Here is a 15,691-nt window from a genome sequence, read left to right as displayed (position 1 = left end):
ATCTTTTGATGTTGCTTTTAGGAACAAGATCAAAAGATCGCAGCCTTCGGCAGCTCCTACACCGGGCACAAAAAAAGGGCGCCAATGGCGCCCTTTTCAGTGTTCAGTCAGATTTTTTCAGGCCGCTTCGGCCACTTGCAGACCCAGTAAACGCGAAACCTGATCCAGCTCCGTTTCACGCCGCAGGACAGTGAACAACTCCACCGCTTCGGGATAATTGCGGGTCAGCATCGCCAGCCACTGCTTCAAGCGCCCCGGCGATTGACGAGCCGTCATCTGCGCCTTGGCTTGCAGCCAGAAGTCCTGGATCAGCGGCAGCAGTTCGGCCCAGGTCATCTCGATCACTTCTTCACCGGCGCGCGCGGCGGCGATTTGTCGGGCCAGGTCCGGGCGCGACACCAGGCCGCGACCGAGCATGATGTCTTCCACACCGCTGATTTCACGGCAACGACGCCAGTCTTCGACACTCCAGATGTCGCCGTTGGCGAATACCGGGACTTTGACCACGTCTTGAACGCGTGGAATCCATTCCCAGTGTGCCGGGGGTTTGTAGCCATCGGTCTTGGTCCGCGCGTGGACCACGATATGCGCCGCGCCGCCTTCAGCCAGGGCCGTGGCGCAGACCAGCGCGCCGTCCGGGCTGTCGAAGCCCAGGCGCATCTTCGCGGTGACCGGGATATGCGCAGGCACTGCACGGCGTACGGTTTCGACGATTTCGTTGAGCAGCTCAGGTTCTTTGAGCAGGACCGCGCCGCCACGGGACTTGTTGACGGTCTTGGCCGGGCAGCCGAAGTTCAGGTCGATGACTTCGGAACCCAGTTCGCAGGCCAGCGCGGCGTTTTCCGCGAGGCACACCGGATCGGAACCGAGCAACTGCACGCGCAAAGGCACGCCGGAAGCGGTGCGAGCGCCGGTCAGCAATTCCGGGCCGAACTTGTGGTAATAGGCAGGCGTGAGCAGTTGATCGTTGATCCGAATGAATTCGGTCACGCACCAATCGATACCGCCGACGCGGGTCAGCACGTCCCGCAGGATGTTGTCGACCAACCCCTCCATGGGCGCCAAAGCAATTTGCATGGAAAACACACTCAACGAAAAACGTGCGGCAGTTTACTGGTTTAAGGGCGCAGAAGGTATTTCGTCAGACGGGGCGGTGGCGATTTTACTGATGCCTTCGCGGGCAAGCCTCGCTCCTACAGGTTTTGCGGCGTATGCAAATTGGGCGCACGTCGCAAAACCTGTAGGAGCGAGGCTTGCCCGCGAAGAGGCCCACCCAGACAACCTAGGAAGGTATCTGCAACGCCGGCCCATAACCCTCGATAAACTCCGCCGGCATGCGCTTGGGCTTGCCGGTGGAGAGCTCGATGCAGACGAAAGTGGTCTGGGCGCGCAGCAACGTGGTGTTATCGCTGGGGCGCTTGAGCTGGAAGTGTCGGGTCATTTTCAGGCGCTGATCCCAATCGACGATCCAGGTCGCCAATTGCAACTCGTCCCCTTCGTAAGCGGCGGCGAGGTAATCAATCTCATGGCGCACCACGGCCATCGCCCGATCCAGCCGACGGTACTCGACCAGGTCCAGGCCAAGCCGTTGCGAGTGGCGCCAGGCACAGCGCTCGAGCCAGGTCACGTATACCGCGTTGTTCGCGTGGCCTAGCCCGTCGATGTCCTCGGCGCCGACTTCCAGATCAATGATAAATGGCGTTGCCCGATCCCAGCCCATGCCCCACTCCCGGTCAGATAAATTCGACCGGGGCAGTGTAACGGATGCTCAGGCCGATTGCCGCGCTTGAAGGCTGCGGCCGGACAGCAGTGATAGCACCCCATCAATCACCCGAGGGTCTGCCAGCACGCGCTGATGCCCGCCCTCTTCCAGGCGCAACAGACGGCTGTCGAACCAGGCTTCGTGAATGATTTGAGACTCTTTGACCGAAACGAAAGTGTCGTCTTCGGCATGCACGATCAAGCCCGGCATATCGAGCTGATAGTGAGCGACATCCAGGGTCGCAGCGCGCATTCCAACGTCTTGCTCGACCTGACGGATAAACGCTGAACGCGCCTTGGGAGGCAGCTTGACCATTCGGGCAAAACCACGCAGCACGCCAAGAATCCGCGCCGGAGCGGAAATCGTGACCAGGGTTTCAGTGCGCAGACCCAACTGCACCGCGAGCATCGCACTGGCGCCGCCCATGGAGTGGCCGATCACCGCTTGCAGCGGCGGCAATTCAGCAGCAGCTTCGAGCATGGCCCGGGCGAACAACACCACATTGGCCTCGCGACCCGGCGAGCGACCATGGGCCGGACCATCCAGGGCCACCACGGTGTAACCGGCGTCCACCAACGCAGTGATCAGACTGGCGAACTGGGTGGGCCGGCCTTCCCAACCGTGCATCAGCAACACAGCCGGGCCCTGCCCCCAGCGCAACGCCGAGAGGCCGAAGCGCAAAGTGATGCGCTCGGATTTCGCCAGCAGCGGCAATTCCCAGTCACGGGGCGCAAACTCGCGAGGCGTCATGAACGCCAAGCGCATTTTGCTCGCGACCAATTGCGGTGCGAACCAGCCCAAGGTGCCATTAACGCCACGAACCCACTTTAACGTGCTCATCGCTCCACTCCTCAGGCCATTTTGCCTTCAGGTCATAGCACCGCTGATTTGGCGGCGCGCAGCAATCGATCGGACAATTCGCCTGGCCCCAACGCCCGCGCCAGGGCCAAACCACCGACCATCAAGGCCATGTCGGCCAAGGCTTTGTCGGTGTCTTCCGGACTGGCCGCCAACTGCGCGACCATCAGTTCCACGTGTTCATTCAACGCCACTCGGAATGCGTCCGGCAGACGCCCCAGCTCACCGACCGAAGCCGGGATCGGGCACGCCGAGCCAGAGGAGTCTCGGTGCTTGCGCGACAGGTAGAACGCAGCCACCAACGCGCGGCGCTCTTCTCCGGTCAACTCAGCATCCATATCGGCAATCAGCTCTCGACGGTGGCCGAGCAACTGCTTGAACGCTTCGAGCATCATTGCGTCCTTGCTTTCGAAGTGCGCGTAGAAGCCGCCAACCGTCAGGCCGGCTGCGCCCATCACTTCACCCACACTCGGTTCGGCCGGGCCGCGCTGAATCAGCGCTGCGCTGGCAGCCTTGAGGATGCGTTCGCGGGTTTGAGCTTTTTTATCGTTCATCGTTGCCTCCGAATATTACGACTAGAATATTATTCGCATAATAAATTTGCGCAAGTCATGGCTGTGACCGCTGGTCTGAAGAACAGTTTTGAAGAAAAAGGAGAATTGGCCAAACGCCAGACAAACAAAAGGGCCATTCAATAATTGAATGACCCTTATAAATCCCGCAGAGCGGGTAATCGTGGCGTCCCCTAGGGGACTCGAACCCCTGTTACCGCCGTGAAAGGGCGGTGTCCTAGGCCACTAGACGAAGGGGACACAAACCCTTCTATACAGCTGACCAGTGCTAATCGCTGATCGATTCAAGGCCGGTGTGGCCAGACCTTGAACTGTAAAATTGGTGGAGCTAAACGGGATCGAACCGTTGACCTCTTGCATGCCATGCAAGCGCTCTCCCAGCTGAGCTATAGCCCCGATTTATCGCCTGGCGGCGGAGCAGCATCTTGCGACACTACTTCTGTAAAACTGGCGTCCCCTAGGGGACTCGAACCCCTGTTACCGCCGTGAAAGGGCGGTGTCCTAGGCCACTAGACGAAGGGGACGCAAACCCTTCTATACAACTGATCAACGCTGAGTGTTGATCGCTTCAAGGCCGGTGTGGCCAGACCTTGAAGTGTAAATTGGTGGAGCTAGACGGGATCGAACCGTCGACCTCTTGCATGCCATGCAAGCGCTCTCCCAGCTGAGCTATAGCCCCTCATCGCTGAGGACGGGGCGAATCTTAATGGCGCATCGAAAGGCTGTCAAACTTATTTTTAAAATATTTCAAAGTTTTTTGCCGACATAACAATCACTTACCGCCCTCCCCCCGTAAATTCGGGATATCTCCTGCTGTAGGAGCCAGGCTTGCCGGCGAATGAGACGCCGCGGTGTGTCTGTTACACCGCGTCATCGTTCTTCGCGAGCAAGCAACGCTCCTACAAAATCGTGCTGATCAGGCGATATTGCCCAACAGTTTTTCCCACTCCTTGTTTTCCTTCTTCGACACGCCACCGAGCAAGTCGAGGGCCTGGCGCAGACGGAAACGCGTCAGGTCCGGGCCGAGGATTTCCATCGCATCGAGCACCGACACCGAACTGGCCTGACCTGTGATTGCAGCAAACATCAGCGGCATGGCGTCACGCAGCTTCAGCTCCAGGGATTCGACCACGGCCTGGATGGTCGCGGTGATGCTGTCCTTCTCCCACTGACGCAGGCTTTCGAGCTTCCACAGGATCAGTTGCATCAACTGACGAACCTGATCGCCCGAAAGTTTCTTGGATTCGAACAGTTTCGCGTCCGGGTTCACGCCACCGGCGAAGAAGAACCCGGCCAGCGGTGCGACCTGGCTGAAGGTTTCAACCCGGCCCTGCACGTGCGGTGCGATCTTCATCATGTATTCAGGGTTCAGCGCCCAGGTCTGCAAGCGGCTGGCGAACTCTTCCACCGGCAAATCACGCAGCCACTGACCGTTGAGCCACGAGAGTTTCTCGATATCGAAAATCGGACCGCCCAATGAGACACGGCTCAGGTCGAAGTTATCGACCATTTCCTGCAACGAAAACTTCTCGCGCTCGTCCGGCATCGACCAGCCCATGCGGCCCAGGTAGTTGAGCATTGCTTCCGGCATGAAGCCCATGCGCTCGTAGAACGTTACCGAGGTCGGGTTCTTGCGCTTGGACAGTTTGCTCTTGTCCGGGTTACGCAGCAGCGGCATGTAGCACAGCTCGGGTTGTTCCCAGCCGAAGTACTCGTAAAGCAGGATCAGTTTCGGCGCCGAGGGCAGCCATTCTTCACCGCGCAGCACGTGGGTGATGCCCATCAAATGGTCATCGACCACGTTGGCCAGGAAGTACGTCGGCAAGCCGTCGGTCTTCATCAGCACTTGCATGTCCATGCGATCCCACGGGATCTCGACGTCGCCACGCAGCATGTCCGGCACCACGCACACGCCTTCGCTCGGCACTTTCATGCGGATCACGTGGGGTTCGCCAGCGGCCAGGCGGCGCGCGACTTCTTCTTTCGACAGCAACAGCGCACGGCCGTCGTAGCGCGGGGTTTCGCCGCGAGCCATTTGCTCGGCGCGCATCTGGTCCAGTTCTTCGGCGGTGCAGAAGCACGGGAAGGCGTGACCCATTTCAACCAGTTGCTGGCAGTACTTCTGATAGATCTCGCCGCGCTCGCTCTGGCGATAAGGACCGTGCGGGCCGCCGACATCCGGGCCTTCGCTCCAGTCGATACCCAACCAGCGCAGGGCGTCGAAAATCTGCTGTTCGGACTCACGGGTCGAACGCAATTGATCGGTGTCTTCGATCCGCAGGATGAACTCACCGCCATGCTGCTTGGCAAAGCAGTAGTTGAACAATGCGATGTAAGCGGTACCTACGTGGGGGTCCCCGGTAGGCGATGGCGCGATGCGCGTGCGGACGGTGGTCATGGTAAGTCTCAACAAGAATAGAAAGCGAAGATCAAACAGGGGGCGAATGGTAACAGGCGATAGCCGCCCGGCTCCAGTCAGCAGGGCATTTAAGCCAAGGTTGCGTCTACAACGCCCGTATGCCGCAGTGAATGGCCGAATATCAGCCGATGGCATTTACCGTTTATCGGCTGTATGCCAGATTCGCCTGCTGATAACTTTCCTTACACTTCTCGACTACAGTCTGCCCCATGCCTGCCCAACTCAAGCGTCGCCTGTTCATTTTCCTGCTGCTCGTCCTGCTGATTGCCGGGGGCTTCTTTGCCAACTGGTTCTTCAAGGGACGCTTTTATGAAAGCACCGACAACGCTTATGTCCAGGGCGAGATCACCCGCGTCTCCAGCCAATTGGGCGCACGCATCGATGAAGTCCTGGTGCAGGACAACCAACATGTCGAGAAAGGCCAGTTGCTGATCAAGCTCGAAGGCGATGACTTCCACCTCGCCGTCGACCGCGCCAACGCCGCCCTCGCCATGCGCGAAGCCGAGCGCGTGCAAGCCCAGAGCAAACTGACCCAGCAAGCCAGCCTGATTGCCGCCAGCGACGCGCAAGTCGCCTCCAGTCAGGCCAGCCTCGGTCGCTCGCAGATTGACCTGTCCCGCGCCCAAACCCTGCGCAAACCCGGCTACGTTTCGGAAGAACGAGTGACCACCCTCTCCGCCGACAACCACATCGCCCGCTCGCAAGTGACCAAAGCCCAGGCCGATGCGCAAAGTCAGCGCCAGCAAGTCAACGCCCTGAGCGCCGAGATCAAGCGCCTCGACGCGATGATCGCCAACGCCAAAACCGAGCTGGCCCAGGCGCAACTGAACCTGACCCGCAGCGAAATCCATGCGCCCATCAGCGGCCTGATCGGCCAACGCGCCGCGCGCAACGGTCAGTACGTGCAGGCTGGCGCTTATCTGCTGTCGATCGTCCCGGACCAGGACATCTGGATTCAGGCCAACTTCAAAGAAACCCAGATCGGCCACATGCAGCCAGGCCAGAAAGCCGAGCTGACCTTCGATGCCTACGGTGACACGCCGATTGAAGCACGGGTCAACAGTCTATTCGCCGCTTCGGGCGCGCAATTCAGCTTGTTGCCGCCGGACAATGCCACGGGCAACTTCACCAAAGTCGTACAACGGATTCCGGTAAAACTGACGTTCGCCGCGGACAATCCGCTGCACGGCAAGATCCGCCCGGGCATGTCGGTCACCGTCAAAGTGAACATCAAAGACGCCCCTGACGATGGCCGGTGATCAACTGATCCGCCCGGCCGGCGAACCGACCCGGCGGGACTGGATCGCGGTGATGAGTGTGATGCTCGGCGCCTTCATGGCGGTGCTCGACATCCAGATCACCAACTCATCGCTCAAGGACATTCAGGGCGCGTTGTCGGCGACCCTGGAAGAAGGCTCGTGGATTTCCACTTCGTACCTGGTGGCGGAAATCATCATGATCCCGCTGACGGCGTGGCTGGTGCAGTTGCTGTCGGCGCGGCGCCTGGCGGTGTGGGTGTCGCTGGGCTTCCTCGGTGCCTCGCTGCTGTGCTCGATGGCCTGGAGCCTCGAAAGCATGATCGTCTTCCGCGCCTTGCAGGGTTTCACCGGCGGCGCGTTGATCCCGCTGGCGTTCACCCTGACGCTGATCAAGCTCCCGGAACATCACCGCGCCAAAGGCATGGCGATGTTCGCCATGACCGCGACTTTCGCCCCTTCCATCGGCCCGACCATTGGCGGCTGGCTCACGGAAAACTGGGGCTGGGAATACATTTTCTACATCAACATACCGCCCGGCCTGCTGATGATCGCCGGCCTGATGTATGGCCTGGAGAAGAAAGAAGCCCACTGGGAACTGCTCAAAAGCACGGACTACATGGGCATTCTCACCCTCGGCGTCGGCCTCGGTTGCTTGCAGGTATTTCTCGAAGAAGGTCATCGCAAGGACTGGCTTGAATCGACCCTGATCGTGACCCTGGGCAGCATTGCGCTGTGCAGCTTGATCACCTTTGTGATCGTGCAGTTTTCCAAACCCAACCCGCTGATCAACCTGCGCATCCTCGGCAATCGCAATTTTGGCTTATCGAGTATTTCCAGCCTGGGCATGGGGGTCGGGTTGTACGGCTCGATCTATCTGTTGCCGCTGTACCTGGCGCAGATCCAGAACTACAACGCCCTGCAGATCGGCGAAGTGATCATGTGGATGGGCGTGCCGCAGCTGTTCCTGATTCCGCTGGTGCCGAAACTGATGAAATTCATCCCGCCGAAATGGCTGTGCACGATTGGCTTCGGACTGTTCGGCTTGGCGAGTTTTTCGTCGGGCGTGCTGAATCCGGATTTCGCCGGGCAGCAGTTCAATCAGATCCAGATCATCCGCGCGCTGGGCCAGCCGCTGATCATGGTCACCATCTCGCTGATTGCCACGGCGTACATCTTGCCTCAGGACGCAGGGTCGGCGTCGAGCCTGTTCAATATCCTGCGAAACCTCGGCGGCGCAATCGGCATCGCCCTCCTCGCCACCCTGCTGGATGCGCGAACCAAGACGTACTTTGATTATTTGCGCGAGTCGATTGTGCCAAGCAATCCGCAGGTGGCGGAGCGCATGGCGTCGATGGCGGACCGGTTCGGCAGCGACACAGCGGCGCTGGGCAAGATGAGTGAAATCGTGCATCAGCAGGCGTCGATCATGGCCTACAACGATGCGTTTCACTTTGTCGGGATTGCGTTGGGGATCAGTATGCTGGCGGTGTTGCTGACCAAGGCGTTGCCGGCGGGGTTGAAGGCCGGGGAAGCGCACTAGCCGCTTATTGTGGTGTTCTTTCGGACGCCTTCGCGGGCAAGCCTCGCTCCTACAGGATCACACTGAACCCTGTAGGAGCGAGGCTTGCCCGCGAAGAGGCCCTGACAGGCGCCGCAAAACTCAGACAGAGATCAACCGCTCCCGCAACTTGCCAATCTCATCGCGCATCTGCGCTGCCGCTTCGAATTCCAGGTCGCGAGCCAACGCGTACATTTTCTCTTCCAGCGCCTTGATCCGCTTGGCGACTTCACCCGGCGAACGCAATTCGGCTTCGTACTTGGCGCTCTCCTCCGCAGCCTTGGCCATGCCCTTGCGCTTCTTGCTGCGCGAGCCCGGCACGGTGGCGCCTTCCATGATGTCGGCGACGTCCTTGAACACGCCTTTCGGCGTGATGCCATTGGCCAGGTTGAACGCAATCTGTTTGTCGCGACGGCGCTCGGTCTCGCCGATCGCCCGCTCCATGGAGCCGGTGATCCGGTCGGCATACAGAATCGCCCGGCCGTTGAGGTTACGCGCCGCCCGGCCAATGGTCTGGATCAGCGAGCGCTCGGAACGCAGGAAGCCTTCCTTGTCCGCATCGAGAATCGCCACCAGCGACACTTCCGGCATGTCCAGGCCTTCACGCAGCAGGTTGATCCCCACCAGCACGTCGAAGGTGCCGAGGCGCAAGTCGCGGATGATTTCGACCCGCTCGACGGTGTCGATGTCCGAGTGCAGATAACGCACCCGCACACCATGGTCGGCCAGGTAATCGGTCAAGTCTTCGGACATGCGCTTGGTCAGCGTGGTGACCAGCACCCGCTCTTCCAGCGCCACGCGCTTGCCGATTTCCGAGAGCAAATCGTCGACCTGGGTCAGCGCCGGACGGATTTCGATTTGCGGGTCCACCAGCCCGGTCGGGCGCACCAGTTGCTCGACTACGCGACCGGCGTGTTCCGCTTCGTAGTTGCCCGGCGTGGCGGAGACAAAAATCGTCTGAGGGCTGATGTTTTCGAATTCGTCGAAACGCATCGGCCGGTTATCCAGCGCTGACGGCAGGCGGAAACCGTATTCCACCAGCGTTTCTTTACGCGAGCGGTCGCCTTTATACATTGCGCCGACCTGCGGCACGCTGACGTGGGATTCGTCGATCACCAGCAAGGCATCGGCCGGCAGGTAGTCGAACAAGGTTGGCGGTGCCTGGCCGGACTCACGGCCCGACAGGTAGCGCGAGTAGTTTTCGATGCCGTTGCAGTAGCCCAGTTCGAGGATCATCTCCAGGTCGAATCGGGTGCGCTGCTCCAGACGCTGGGCTTCCACCAGTTTGTTGTTGCTGCGCAGGTAGTCCAGGCGCTCCTGAAGCTCGACCTTGATCCCTTCGATAGCTCCGAGCAGGGTTTCCCGCGGTGTCACGTAGTGGCTCTTCGGATAGAAGGTGAAGCGCGGCAACTGCCGGGTGACTTCGCCGGTCAGCGGGTCGAAGGCGGAAATTTTCTCCACTTCGTCATCGAAGAGTTCGATGCGGATCGCTTCAAAGTCGGATTCCGCTGGGTGGATATCGATGACATCGCCACGCACTCGGAAGGTGGCGCGGGCGAAATCCATGTCGTTGCGGGTGTATTGCAGGTCCGCCAGACGGCGCAGCAAGGCGCGTTGATCGAGCTTGTCGCCGCGATCCACGTGCAAGACCATTTTGAGATAGGTTTCCGGGCTGCCCAGACCGTAGATGCAGGACACCGTAGTGACGATGATCGCGTCCTTGCGCTCCAGCAGCGCCTTGGTCGCGGACAGTCGCATTTGCTCGATGTGGTCGTTGATCGAGGCATCCTTCTCGATGAAGGTGTCCGACGACGGCACATAGGCTTCGGGCTGGTAGTAGTCGTAATAGGAAACGAAGTATTCGACGGCGTTGTTCGGGAAGAATGCCTTGAACTCGCCGTACAACTGCGCGGCCAGGGTCTTGTTCGGCGCCAGCACCAGGGTCGGACGCTGCACTTGGGCGATCACGTTGGCGATGCTGAAGGTCTTGCCCGAGCCGGTCACACCGAGCAACGTCTGGTGCGCCAGCCCGGCCTCGATGCCCTCGACCATCAGGCGGATGGCTTCCGGCTGATCGCCGGCGGGCTCGAAGCGGGTGACTAGCTGGAATTCAGACATGAAATACCTCTGGGTTCGCGCCTGTACGATTAAACCGCACAGCAACGAGAAAGACCGCAAACGACCAACGTCGCCCGAGGAAAAAAACTGGATTGTGCTCAATGTGGAGCCGATTGCCCGCGCTTTCAAGGCAAACGTCCTACATCCCTCGAAGTCTTTGACGATGCCAATCGACTAACGGTCGAAAAATAATCGAAAAAACTTGCTGTAAAAGCTGAATCGTCTGTCGCCATCAATCGCAGATGGCCTCTATACTAGCTCCCCGTTTGTGCACCGCTCTAGTGCATTCGGCTGGAGCGCGACACGTCCCTCCATACTCCATTCAGAGCCGCCGCAAAAATGAGCCTGTTCTCCGCTGTCGAAATGGCACCACGCGATCCAATCCTGGGCCTCAACGAAGCATTCAACGCTGATACCCGTACCAACAAGGTCAACCTGGGGGTCGGTGTTTATTGCAACGAGGAGGGGCGAATTCCACTCCTGCGCGCCGTTGTCGAAGCCGAGACGATTCGCGTCGCTCAACACGCTTCCCGTGGCTACCTGCCCATCGACGGTATTGCCGCCTACGACCAGGCCGTGCAAAAACTGCTGTTCGGCAATGACTCGCCGCTGATCGCAGCCGGCCGCGTCATCACCACTCAGGCCGTTGGCGGTACCGGCGCACTGAAAATCGGTGCCGACTTCCTCAAGCAACTGCTGCCGAACGCTGTCGTGGCGATCAGCGACCCGAGCTGGGAAAACCACCGCGCGCTGTTCGAAACCGCCGGTTTCCCGGTTCAGAACTATCGCTACTACGACGCAGCAACCCACGACGTTAACCGTGCCGGCCTGCTGGAAGACCTGAACGCGCTGCCAAACGGCTCGATCGTTGTGCTGCACGCCTGCTGCCACAACCCGACCGGCGTGGACCTGAGCCCAGCAGACTGGAACAACGTGCTGGAAGTGGTGAAAGCCAAGGGTCACGTACCGTTCCTCGACATGGCTTACCAGGGTTTTGGCGACGGCATCGACGAAGACGCCGCTGCTGTGCGCCTGTTCGCCGAATCCGGCCTGACATTCTTTGTGTCCAGCTCGTTCTCCAAATCGTTCTCGCTGTACGGTGAGCGCGTTGGCGCCCTGTCGATCGTTAGCGAATCGAAAGAAGAAAGCGCGCGCGTGCTGTCGCAAGTCAAACGCGTGATCCGCACCAACTACTCCAACCCGCCGACCCACGGTGCAAGCATCGTCGCCGCCGTACTGAACAGCCCGGTACTGCGCGCGCAGTGGGAAGAGGAACTGGCCGAAATGCGCCTGCGGATTCGCGGCATGCGTATCCAGATGGTTGAGGCGCTGGCAAAGCAAGCGCCACAGCGCGACTTCAGTTTTGTCGGTCGTCAACGCGGCATGTTCTCTTACTCCGGCCTGACGGTTGAGCAAGTCACCCGCCTGCGCAGCGAGTTCGGCATCTACGCCCTGGACACCGGCCGCATCTGCGTGGCCGCGCTGAACCAGAGCAATATCGACGCAGTGACCAAGGCCATCGTTCAGGTGATCTGAGTCTCATGCGGCACGAAAAACGGGAAGCCTTTGGGCTTCCCGTTTTTTATTTGTCGCAGATAAGTGTCAAAGCGATGTCTGCGACCTCTAAACTGCACACAGATCCAATGTGGGAATGGGCTTGATGTGGCGAGGGGGCTTGCCCCCGCTCGGCTGCGAAGCAGTCGTAAAATCATTGCATGCGGTGCAACTGAAAGATTTTGGGGTCGCTTCGCTACCCAACGGGGGCAAGCCCCCTCGCCACACAAGCCTCGCTCCTACAGAGAATGTGTACACCCGAGATTTCTGACGAGAACCCACATGAAAAACGATGACCTACGCGCTGACCGGGACGAGCTGGAGCATTTCGCGCCCCGTACGCCGACCAAACGCGGCAACAACCTGGTGCTGCAAGTGGCTGCCGGCGTGTTTCTCGGCGGCCTGGCCTTGTGGCTGGTGCAACTGGCCGCTACATCGCTGTATGCCAAGCTGATGCTCGGCACCTTCACCTTCGGCGGTTAAGCCAGTTCGGTTGCGCGCTGGCTGGCGGCATCGTCATAAGCCACGTAAAGCGATTCGGCCACCTGGCTTTTGATCGCCTTGGCGCTTTCCAGGCCAAGGACGAAGCCTTCAGCCTTGCCACCGGCGCGGTTCAATTCGTCGGCGGTGCTGGCCTGAGTGATGGCGTCCAACAGTTTTTCGGCGTGAGGGCCGACACCTTTGGGCAGACTGATCTGGGCGATGCTCATGCGAACACCCCGTTTTTTTGCGATGCGAGTGCTGGATGATTCATGGCGCTTACCTTTTCGGCGAATGGCCGGTAGCGCGTGTCACCACTTCCGGGCAGCTATGGTAGACCTCTACCACGATTCTGGTAACCGCCAATGAGCGCTAAAACACCACTAGCGCCATTGAATCGATGAAGTTAGCAATAGATGCTTGACTTCTCTTTTTGAATCAGTAACATACACGCCATTCCGCGATAGCTCAGTTGGTAGAGCAAGTGACTGTTAATCACTGGGTCCCTGGTTCGAGTCCAGGTCGTGGAGCCAGACAGCAATATCGAAAAGCCCCTGAATCGAAAGGTTCAGGGGCTTTTTTGTGGGCCTGTGAAAAGCTAAAAGATCGCAGCCTTCGGCGGCGCCCACAGGCGCGTAGGAGCTGCCGAAGGCTGCGATCTTTTGATCTACAGCCCTTCAGCTAATGCATTCGTCAGACATGCTCACCACTTTTCGAATGCAGCGCCCGTGGCTCTGCATGCCCATGGTCTGCTTCGATGATCGGGATCTCCTTGCCATCGCAGTCATGCAGCTTGCCTTCGCTGAAGTAATCCCCTTCGCGCAACGCCGCCAGGTCCTGGTAGCGCAGGACGCGCTCGGTGCCGGCGGCGAACACTGACTGCTGGTCCGAGTTACCGGTGGTGAAGTGGTTGAAGGTCAGGTTCAGCACGATGGCCATGATCGCCGACGAACTGATGCCCGAATGGAAGATCGTCGCGAACCAGCTCGGGAAGTGATCGTAGAAGTTCGGCGCGGCGATGGGGATCATGCCGAAGCCGATGGAGGTGGCGACGATGATCAGGTTGACGTTGTTGCGGTAATCAACCTTGGACAGCGTACGAATGCCGCTGGCCGCCACGGTGCCAAACAGTACGATGCCAGCGCCACCGAGTACCGATGTCGGCACGGCGGCGATGACCCGCCCCATGAATGGCAACAGGCCGAGGATCACCAGGAAGACACCGCCCGTGGCGACCACGAAGCGGCTCTTGATCCCGGTTACCGCCACCAGTCCGACGTTCTGGGCGAAAGCGCTTTGGGTGAAGGAGCCGAAGATCGGCGCGATCATGCTCGATAGCATGTCAGCGCGCAGACCATTGCCCAGGCGTTTGGAATCGACTTTGGTGCCGATAATTTCGCCCACCGCCAGGATGTCGGCCGAGGTTTCCACCAGGGTCACCATGATCACGATGCACATCGACAGGATCGCGGCGAAGTGGAAGCTCGGCATGCCGAAGTGAAATGGTGTCGGGAAACCAAACATCGGGCCTTGGGTGACGGACGAGAAATCCGCCATACCGAGGAACACGGCGATCACCGTGCCGATGACCATGGCCAGCAGAATCGACAGACGGGAGATGGTCGCGCTGCCGATCTTGCTCAACAGCAGCACCAGCACCAGAGTCACCGCTGCCAGACCGATGTTCGCCACGCTACCGAAGTCCGGCGCATGACTGTTACCGCCCATAGCCCAGCGTGCGGCCACCGGCATCAGCGTCAGGCCGATAGTGGTGATCACGATGCCCGTGACCAGCGGCGGGAAGAACTTGGTAATTCGCGAGAATACCGGGGTGATCAGCAACCCGATCAACGACGCGGCGATCACCGCCCCGAGGATCGACTGGAAGCCACCCTCCCCGCCACTGCTGACAATCGCCACCATGGTCGCGACGCCAGAGAACGACACGCCCTGCACCAGCGGCAACTGACAGCCAAAAAACGGCAGACCCAGCGTTTGCAGTAACGTCGCCAAGCCCCCCGCAAACAATGAAGCAGCAATCAACAAACCGATGTCCGCCGGTGAGAGCCCGGCCGCCTGGCCGATGATCAAGGGCACCGCGACGATGCCGCCGTACATGGTCAGAACGTGTTGCAGGCCGTAAGCCATATTCGCGCCGATCCCAAGGTTTTCATCCTCAGGCCGTTGGTGTGAAACATGGGGCGTTTTCATGGTTGGGGGGTTCCCTGGTTTTTGTTATGCGCACACTGTATGCAAGACTCAGGACAAATGTCTATAGAGTTGTATACAACTGGTCGGTCAGATTATGGACATCTGTCCATCCTGCCCACGTATCAATGCTCCTGACCCCGCAAAAACCTTGCAATACATCCATCCCGGCACAAACCCCTTCCCCCGCTAATCTTTTGCCTTCATGGCGACCGCCGGCACGGATGCCCTCTTTTTTATACATATAAAGTATGCATAATGAAGCCATTCGAAATTCAGTATGACAAAGCAAAAAATGCGGCCAATAAACTCAAGCATCGAGGTGTCAACCTGGCCGAGACCGAGACCGTATTCAATGACGAGCGAGCCCTGACGTTGCAAGACTGCGATCACGATGAACAACGCTGGGTCATCCTGGGACAGGATGCCAAAGGACGTGTGCTGGTGGTTGCCTACACCTGGAGCGATCCGAATTTCGTTCGAATTATTTCCGCGCGCATCGCCACCAAAAACGAGCGCAGCCAATACAGGGAGGCATGACCATGAAAGACGAGTACGACTTCAGTAACGCCAAGCGTGGGGCGGTTGCCTCCAGCAAAGGCAAAACCCGCATCACCATCATGCTGGATGATGCCGTGATCGAGGCGGCTCGCACACTTGCGCAGAACGAAGGGTTTGGTTATCAGACGGTGATCAACAACACCTTGCGCCAGGCGTTGCTCAACGATAAAGGGCAAGTTGCGCAGACCAATCAACACAGCGTTGCCAATGCTGGTCATCTCAAAAAAGGCGTAACGGCCACCGACCTGAAATGCCTGGAGCAAAAACTCGCAGATGCCCTCAGCGAAATCCATCGGGTGATGGAGCCGGATGTTCGGCCGTAGTTAACAACCTCACCGCCCG

15 protein-coding genes and 5 tRNA genes are annotated in these 15,691 nt (G+C 59.2%); 8 read left to right on the top strand and 12 right to left on the bottom strand.

Annotated features, from left to right (window positions below; all coding sequences use genetic code 11):
• Positions 1 to 117: 117 nt before the first annotated feature.
• The 9 genes from ACWIKB_RS25290 to gltX all read right to left on the bottom strand — a co-directional run bounded on the left by ACWIKB_RS25290 (position 118) and on the right by gltX (position 5,590).
• Complete coding sequence (locus ACWIKB_RS25290; protein ID WP_475270228.1) at positions 118 to 1,077, bottom strand: tRNA dihydrouridine synthase; 960 nt, start codon at positions 1,075 to 1,077, stop codon at positions 118 to 120.
• 205 nt (positions 1,078 to 1,282) lie between these two features.
• Positions 1,283 to 1,720 carry an acyl-CoA thioesterase gene (locus ACWIKB_RS25285; protein WP_475270227.1) on the bottom strand — a complete coding sequence of 146 codons (438 nt, stop codon included), beginning with the start codon at positions 1,718 to 1,720 and terminating at the stop codon, positions 1,283 to 1,285.
• A 48-nt stretch (positions 1,721 to 1,768) separates the two neighbouring features.
• A complete protein-coding gene (locus tag ACWIKB_RS25280; protein ID WP_475270226.1) occupies positions 1,769 to 2,602 on the bottom strand; it encodes an alpha/beta fold hydrolase in 834 nt (277 codons plus the stop codon).
• A 32-nt stretch (positions 2,603 to 2,634) separates the two neighbouring features.
• The gene (locus tag ACWIKB_RS25275; RefSeq protein WP_123512499.1) at positions 2,635 to 3,174 is read right to left on the bottom strand and encodes a TetR/AcrR family transcriptional regulator; all 540 of its coding nucleotides are present in this window, start codon (positions 3,172 to 3,174) and stop codon (positions 2,635 to 2,637) included.
• 182 nt (positions 3,175 to 3,356) lie between these two features.
• A tRNA-Glu gene (locus tag ACWIKB_RS25270) sits at positions 3,357 to 3,432 on the bottom strand.
• Between the two features lie 80 nt (positions 3,433 to 3,512).
• A tRNA-Ala gene (locus ACWIKB_RS25265) sits at positions 3,513 to 3,588 on the bottom strand.
• Positions 3,589 to 3,640: 52 nt separating this feature from the next.
• Positions 3,641 to 3,716 (bottom strand) — tRNA-Glu (locus tag ACWIKB_RS25260).
• 79 nt (positions 3,717 to 3,795) lie between these two features.
• Positions 3,796 to 3,871: transfer RNA gene (locus tag ACWIKB_RS25255), tRNA-Ala, on the bottom strand.
• A gap of 237 nt (positions 3,872 to 4,108) precedes the next feature.
• The gene (gltX, locus tag ACWIKB_RS25250; RefSeq protein ID WP_475270225.1) at positions 4,109 to 5,590 is read right to left on the bottom strand and encodes a glutamate--tRNA ligase; all 1,482 of its coding nucleotides are present in this window, start codon (positions 5,588 to 5,590) and stop codon (positions 4,109 to 4,111) included.
• A gap of 230 nt (positions 5,591 to 5,820) precedes the next feature.
• Between gltX and ACWIKB_RS25245 the strand changes: the two genes are divergently transcribed.
• Entirely contained in the window at positions 5,821 to 6,870 is a 1,050-nt protein-coding gene (locus ACWIKB_RS25245; protein WP_475270224.1) for an HlyD family secretion protein, read from the top strand.
• Positions 6,860 to 8,410: an MDR family MFS transporter gene (locus ACWIKB_RS25240; protein WP_475270223.1), complete on the top strand. Its 1,551-nt coding sequence runs from the start codon at positions 6,860 to 6,862 to the stop codon at positions 8,408 to 8,410. Before ACWIKB_RS25245 ends, ACWIKB_RS25240 begins: the two co-directional genes overlap by 11 nt.
• A gap of 120 nt (positions 8,411 to 8,530) precedes the next feature.
• Here ACWIKB_RS25240 and uvrB read toward each other — a convergent pair whose 3' ends face one another.
• Positions 8,531 to 10,546, bottom strand: a complete 2,016-nt coding sequence (gene uvrB / locus ACWIKB_RS25235) for an excinuclease ABC subunit UvrB (RefSeq protein WP_475270222.1) — start codon at positions 10,544 to 10,546, stop codon at positions 8,531 to 8,533.
• On the opposite strand from uvrB, the gene ACWIKB_RS25230 reads away from it, so the two are divergent.
• The 3 genes from ACWIKB_RS25230 (at position 10,545) to ACWIKB_RS25220 (ending at position 12,583) form a co-directional block, all read left to right on the top strand.
• The gene (locus ACWIKB_RS25230; RefSeq protein ID WP_475270221.1) at positions 10,545 to 10,724 is read left to right on the top strand and encodes a hypothetical protein; all 180 of its coding nucleotides are present in this window, start codon (positions 10,545 to 10,547) and stop codon (positions 10,722 to 10,724) included. The genes uvrB and ACWIKB_RS25230 overlap by 2 nt on opposite strands.
• 161 nt (positions 10,725 to 10,885) lie before the next feature.
• The gene (locus ACWIKB_RS25225) at positions 10,886 to 12,082 is read left to right on the top strand and encodes an amino acid aminotransferase (RefSeq protein ID WP_475270220.1); all 1,197 of its coding nucleotides are present in this window, start codon (positions 10,886 to 10,888) and stop codon (positions 12,080 to 12,082) included.
• 300 nt (positions 12,083 to 12,382) lie between these two features.
• Positions 12,383 to 12,583 (top strand): hypothetical protein, encoded by a 201-nt coding sequence (locus ACWIKB_RS25220; RefSeq protein ID WP_403022155.1) that lies wholly within the window; start codon positions 12,383 to 12,385, stop codon positions 12,581 to 12,583.
• Here the strand turns inward: ACWIKB_RS25220 and ACWIKB_RS25215 are convergent.
• A complete protein-coding gene (locus ACWIKB_RS25215) occupies positions 12,580 to 12,810 on the bottom strand; it encodes a hypothetical protein (protein WP_054054139.1) in 231 nt (76 codons plus the stop codon). The genes ACWIKB_RS25220 and ACWIKB_RS25215 overlap by 4 nt on opposite strands.
• Before the next feature lie 227 nt (positions 12,811 to 13,037).
• Here ACWIKB_RS25215 and ACWIKB_RS25210 point away from each other — a divergent pair.
• Positions 13,038 to 13,113: transfer RNA gene (locus ACWIKB_RS25210), tRNA-Asn, on the top strand.
• Positions 13,114 to 13,273: 160 nt separating this feature from the next.
• Here the strand turns inward: ACWIKB_RS25210 and ACWIKB_RS25205 are convergent.
• On the bottom strand, positions 13,274 to 14,791 hold the full coding sequence (locus ACWIKB_RS25205) for a nucleobase:cation symporter-2 family protein (RefSeq protein WP_475270219.1): 1,518 nt from the start codon (positions 14,789 to 14,791) through the stop codon (positions 13,274 to 13,276).
• Positions 14,792 to 15,046: 255 nt separating this feature from the next.
• Between ACWIKB_RS25205 and ACWIKB_RS25200 the strand changes: the two genes are divergently transcribed.
• Both ACWIKB_RS25200 and ACWIKB_RS25195 read left to right on the top strand, forming a co-directional pair.
• Positions 15,047 to 15,328, top strand: coding sequence for a BrnT family toxin (locus ACWIKB_RS25200; protein WP_475270217.1), 282 nt, complete (start codon positions 15,047 to 15,049; stop codon positions 15,326 to 15,328).
• A 2-nt stretch (positions 15,329 to 15,330) separates the two neighbouring features.
• A complete protein-coding gene (locus ACWIKB_RS25195) occupies positions 15,331 to 15,672 on the top strand; it encodes a BrnA antitoxin family protein (RefSeq protein WP_475270216.1) in 342 nt (113 codons plus the stop codon).
• The last annotated feature ends 19 nt before the right edge of the window (positions 15,673 to 15,691 follow it).

The organism is Pseudomonas sp. 5Vm1k (assembly GCF_056161485.1).
Note: the sequence above shows the minus strand (reverse complement) of the source record. Positions and strands in the feature narration are given on the sequence as shown.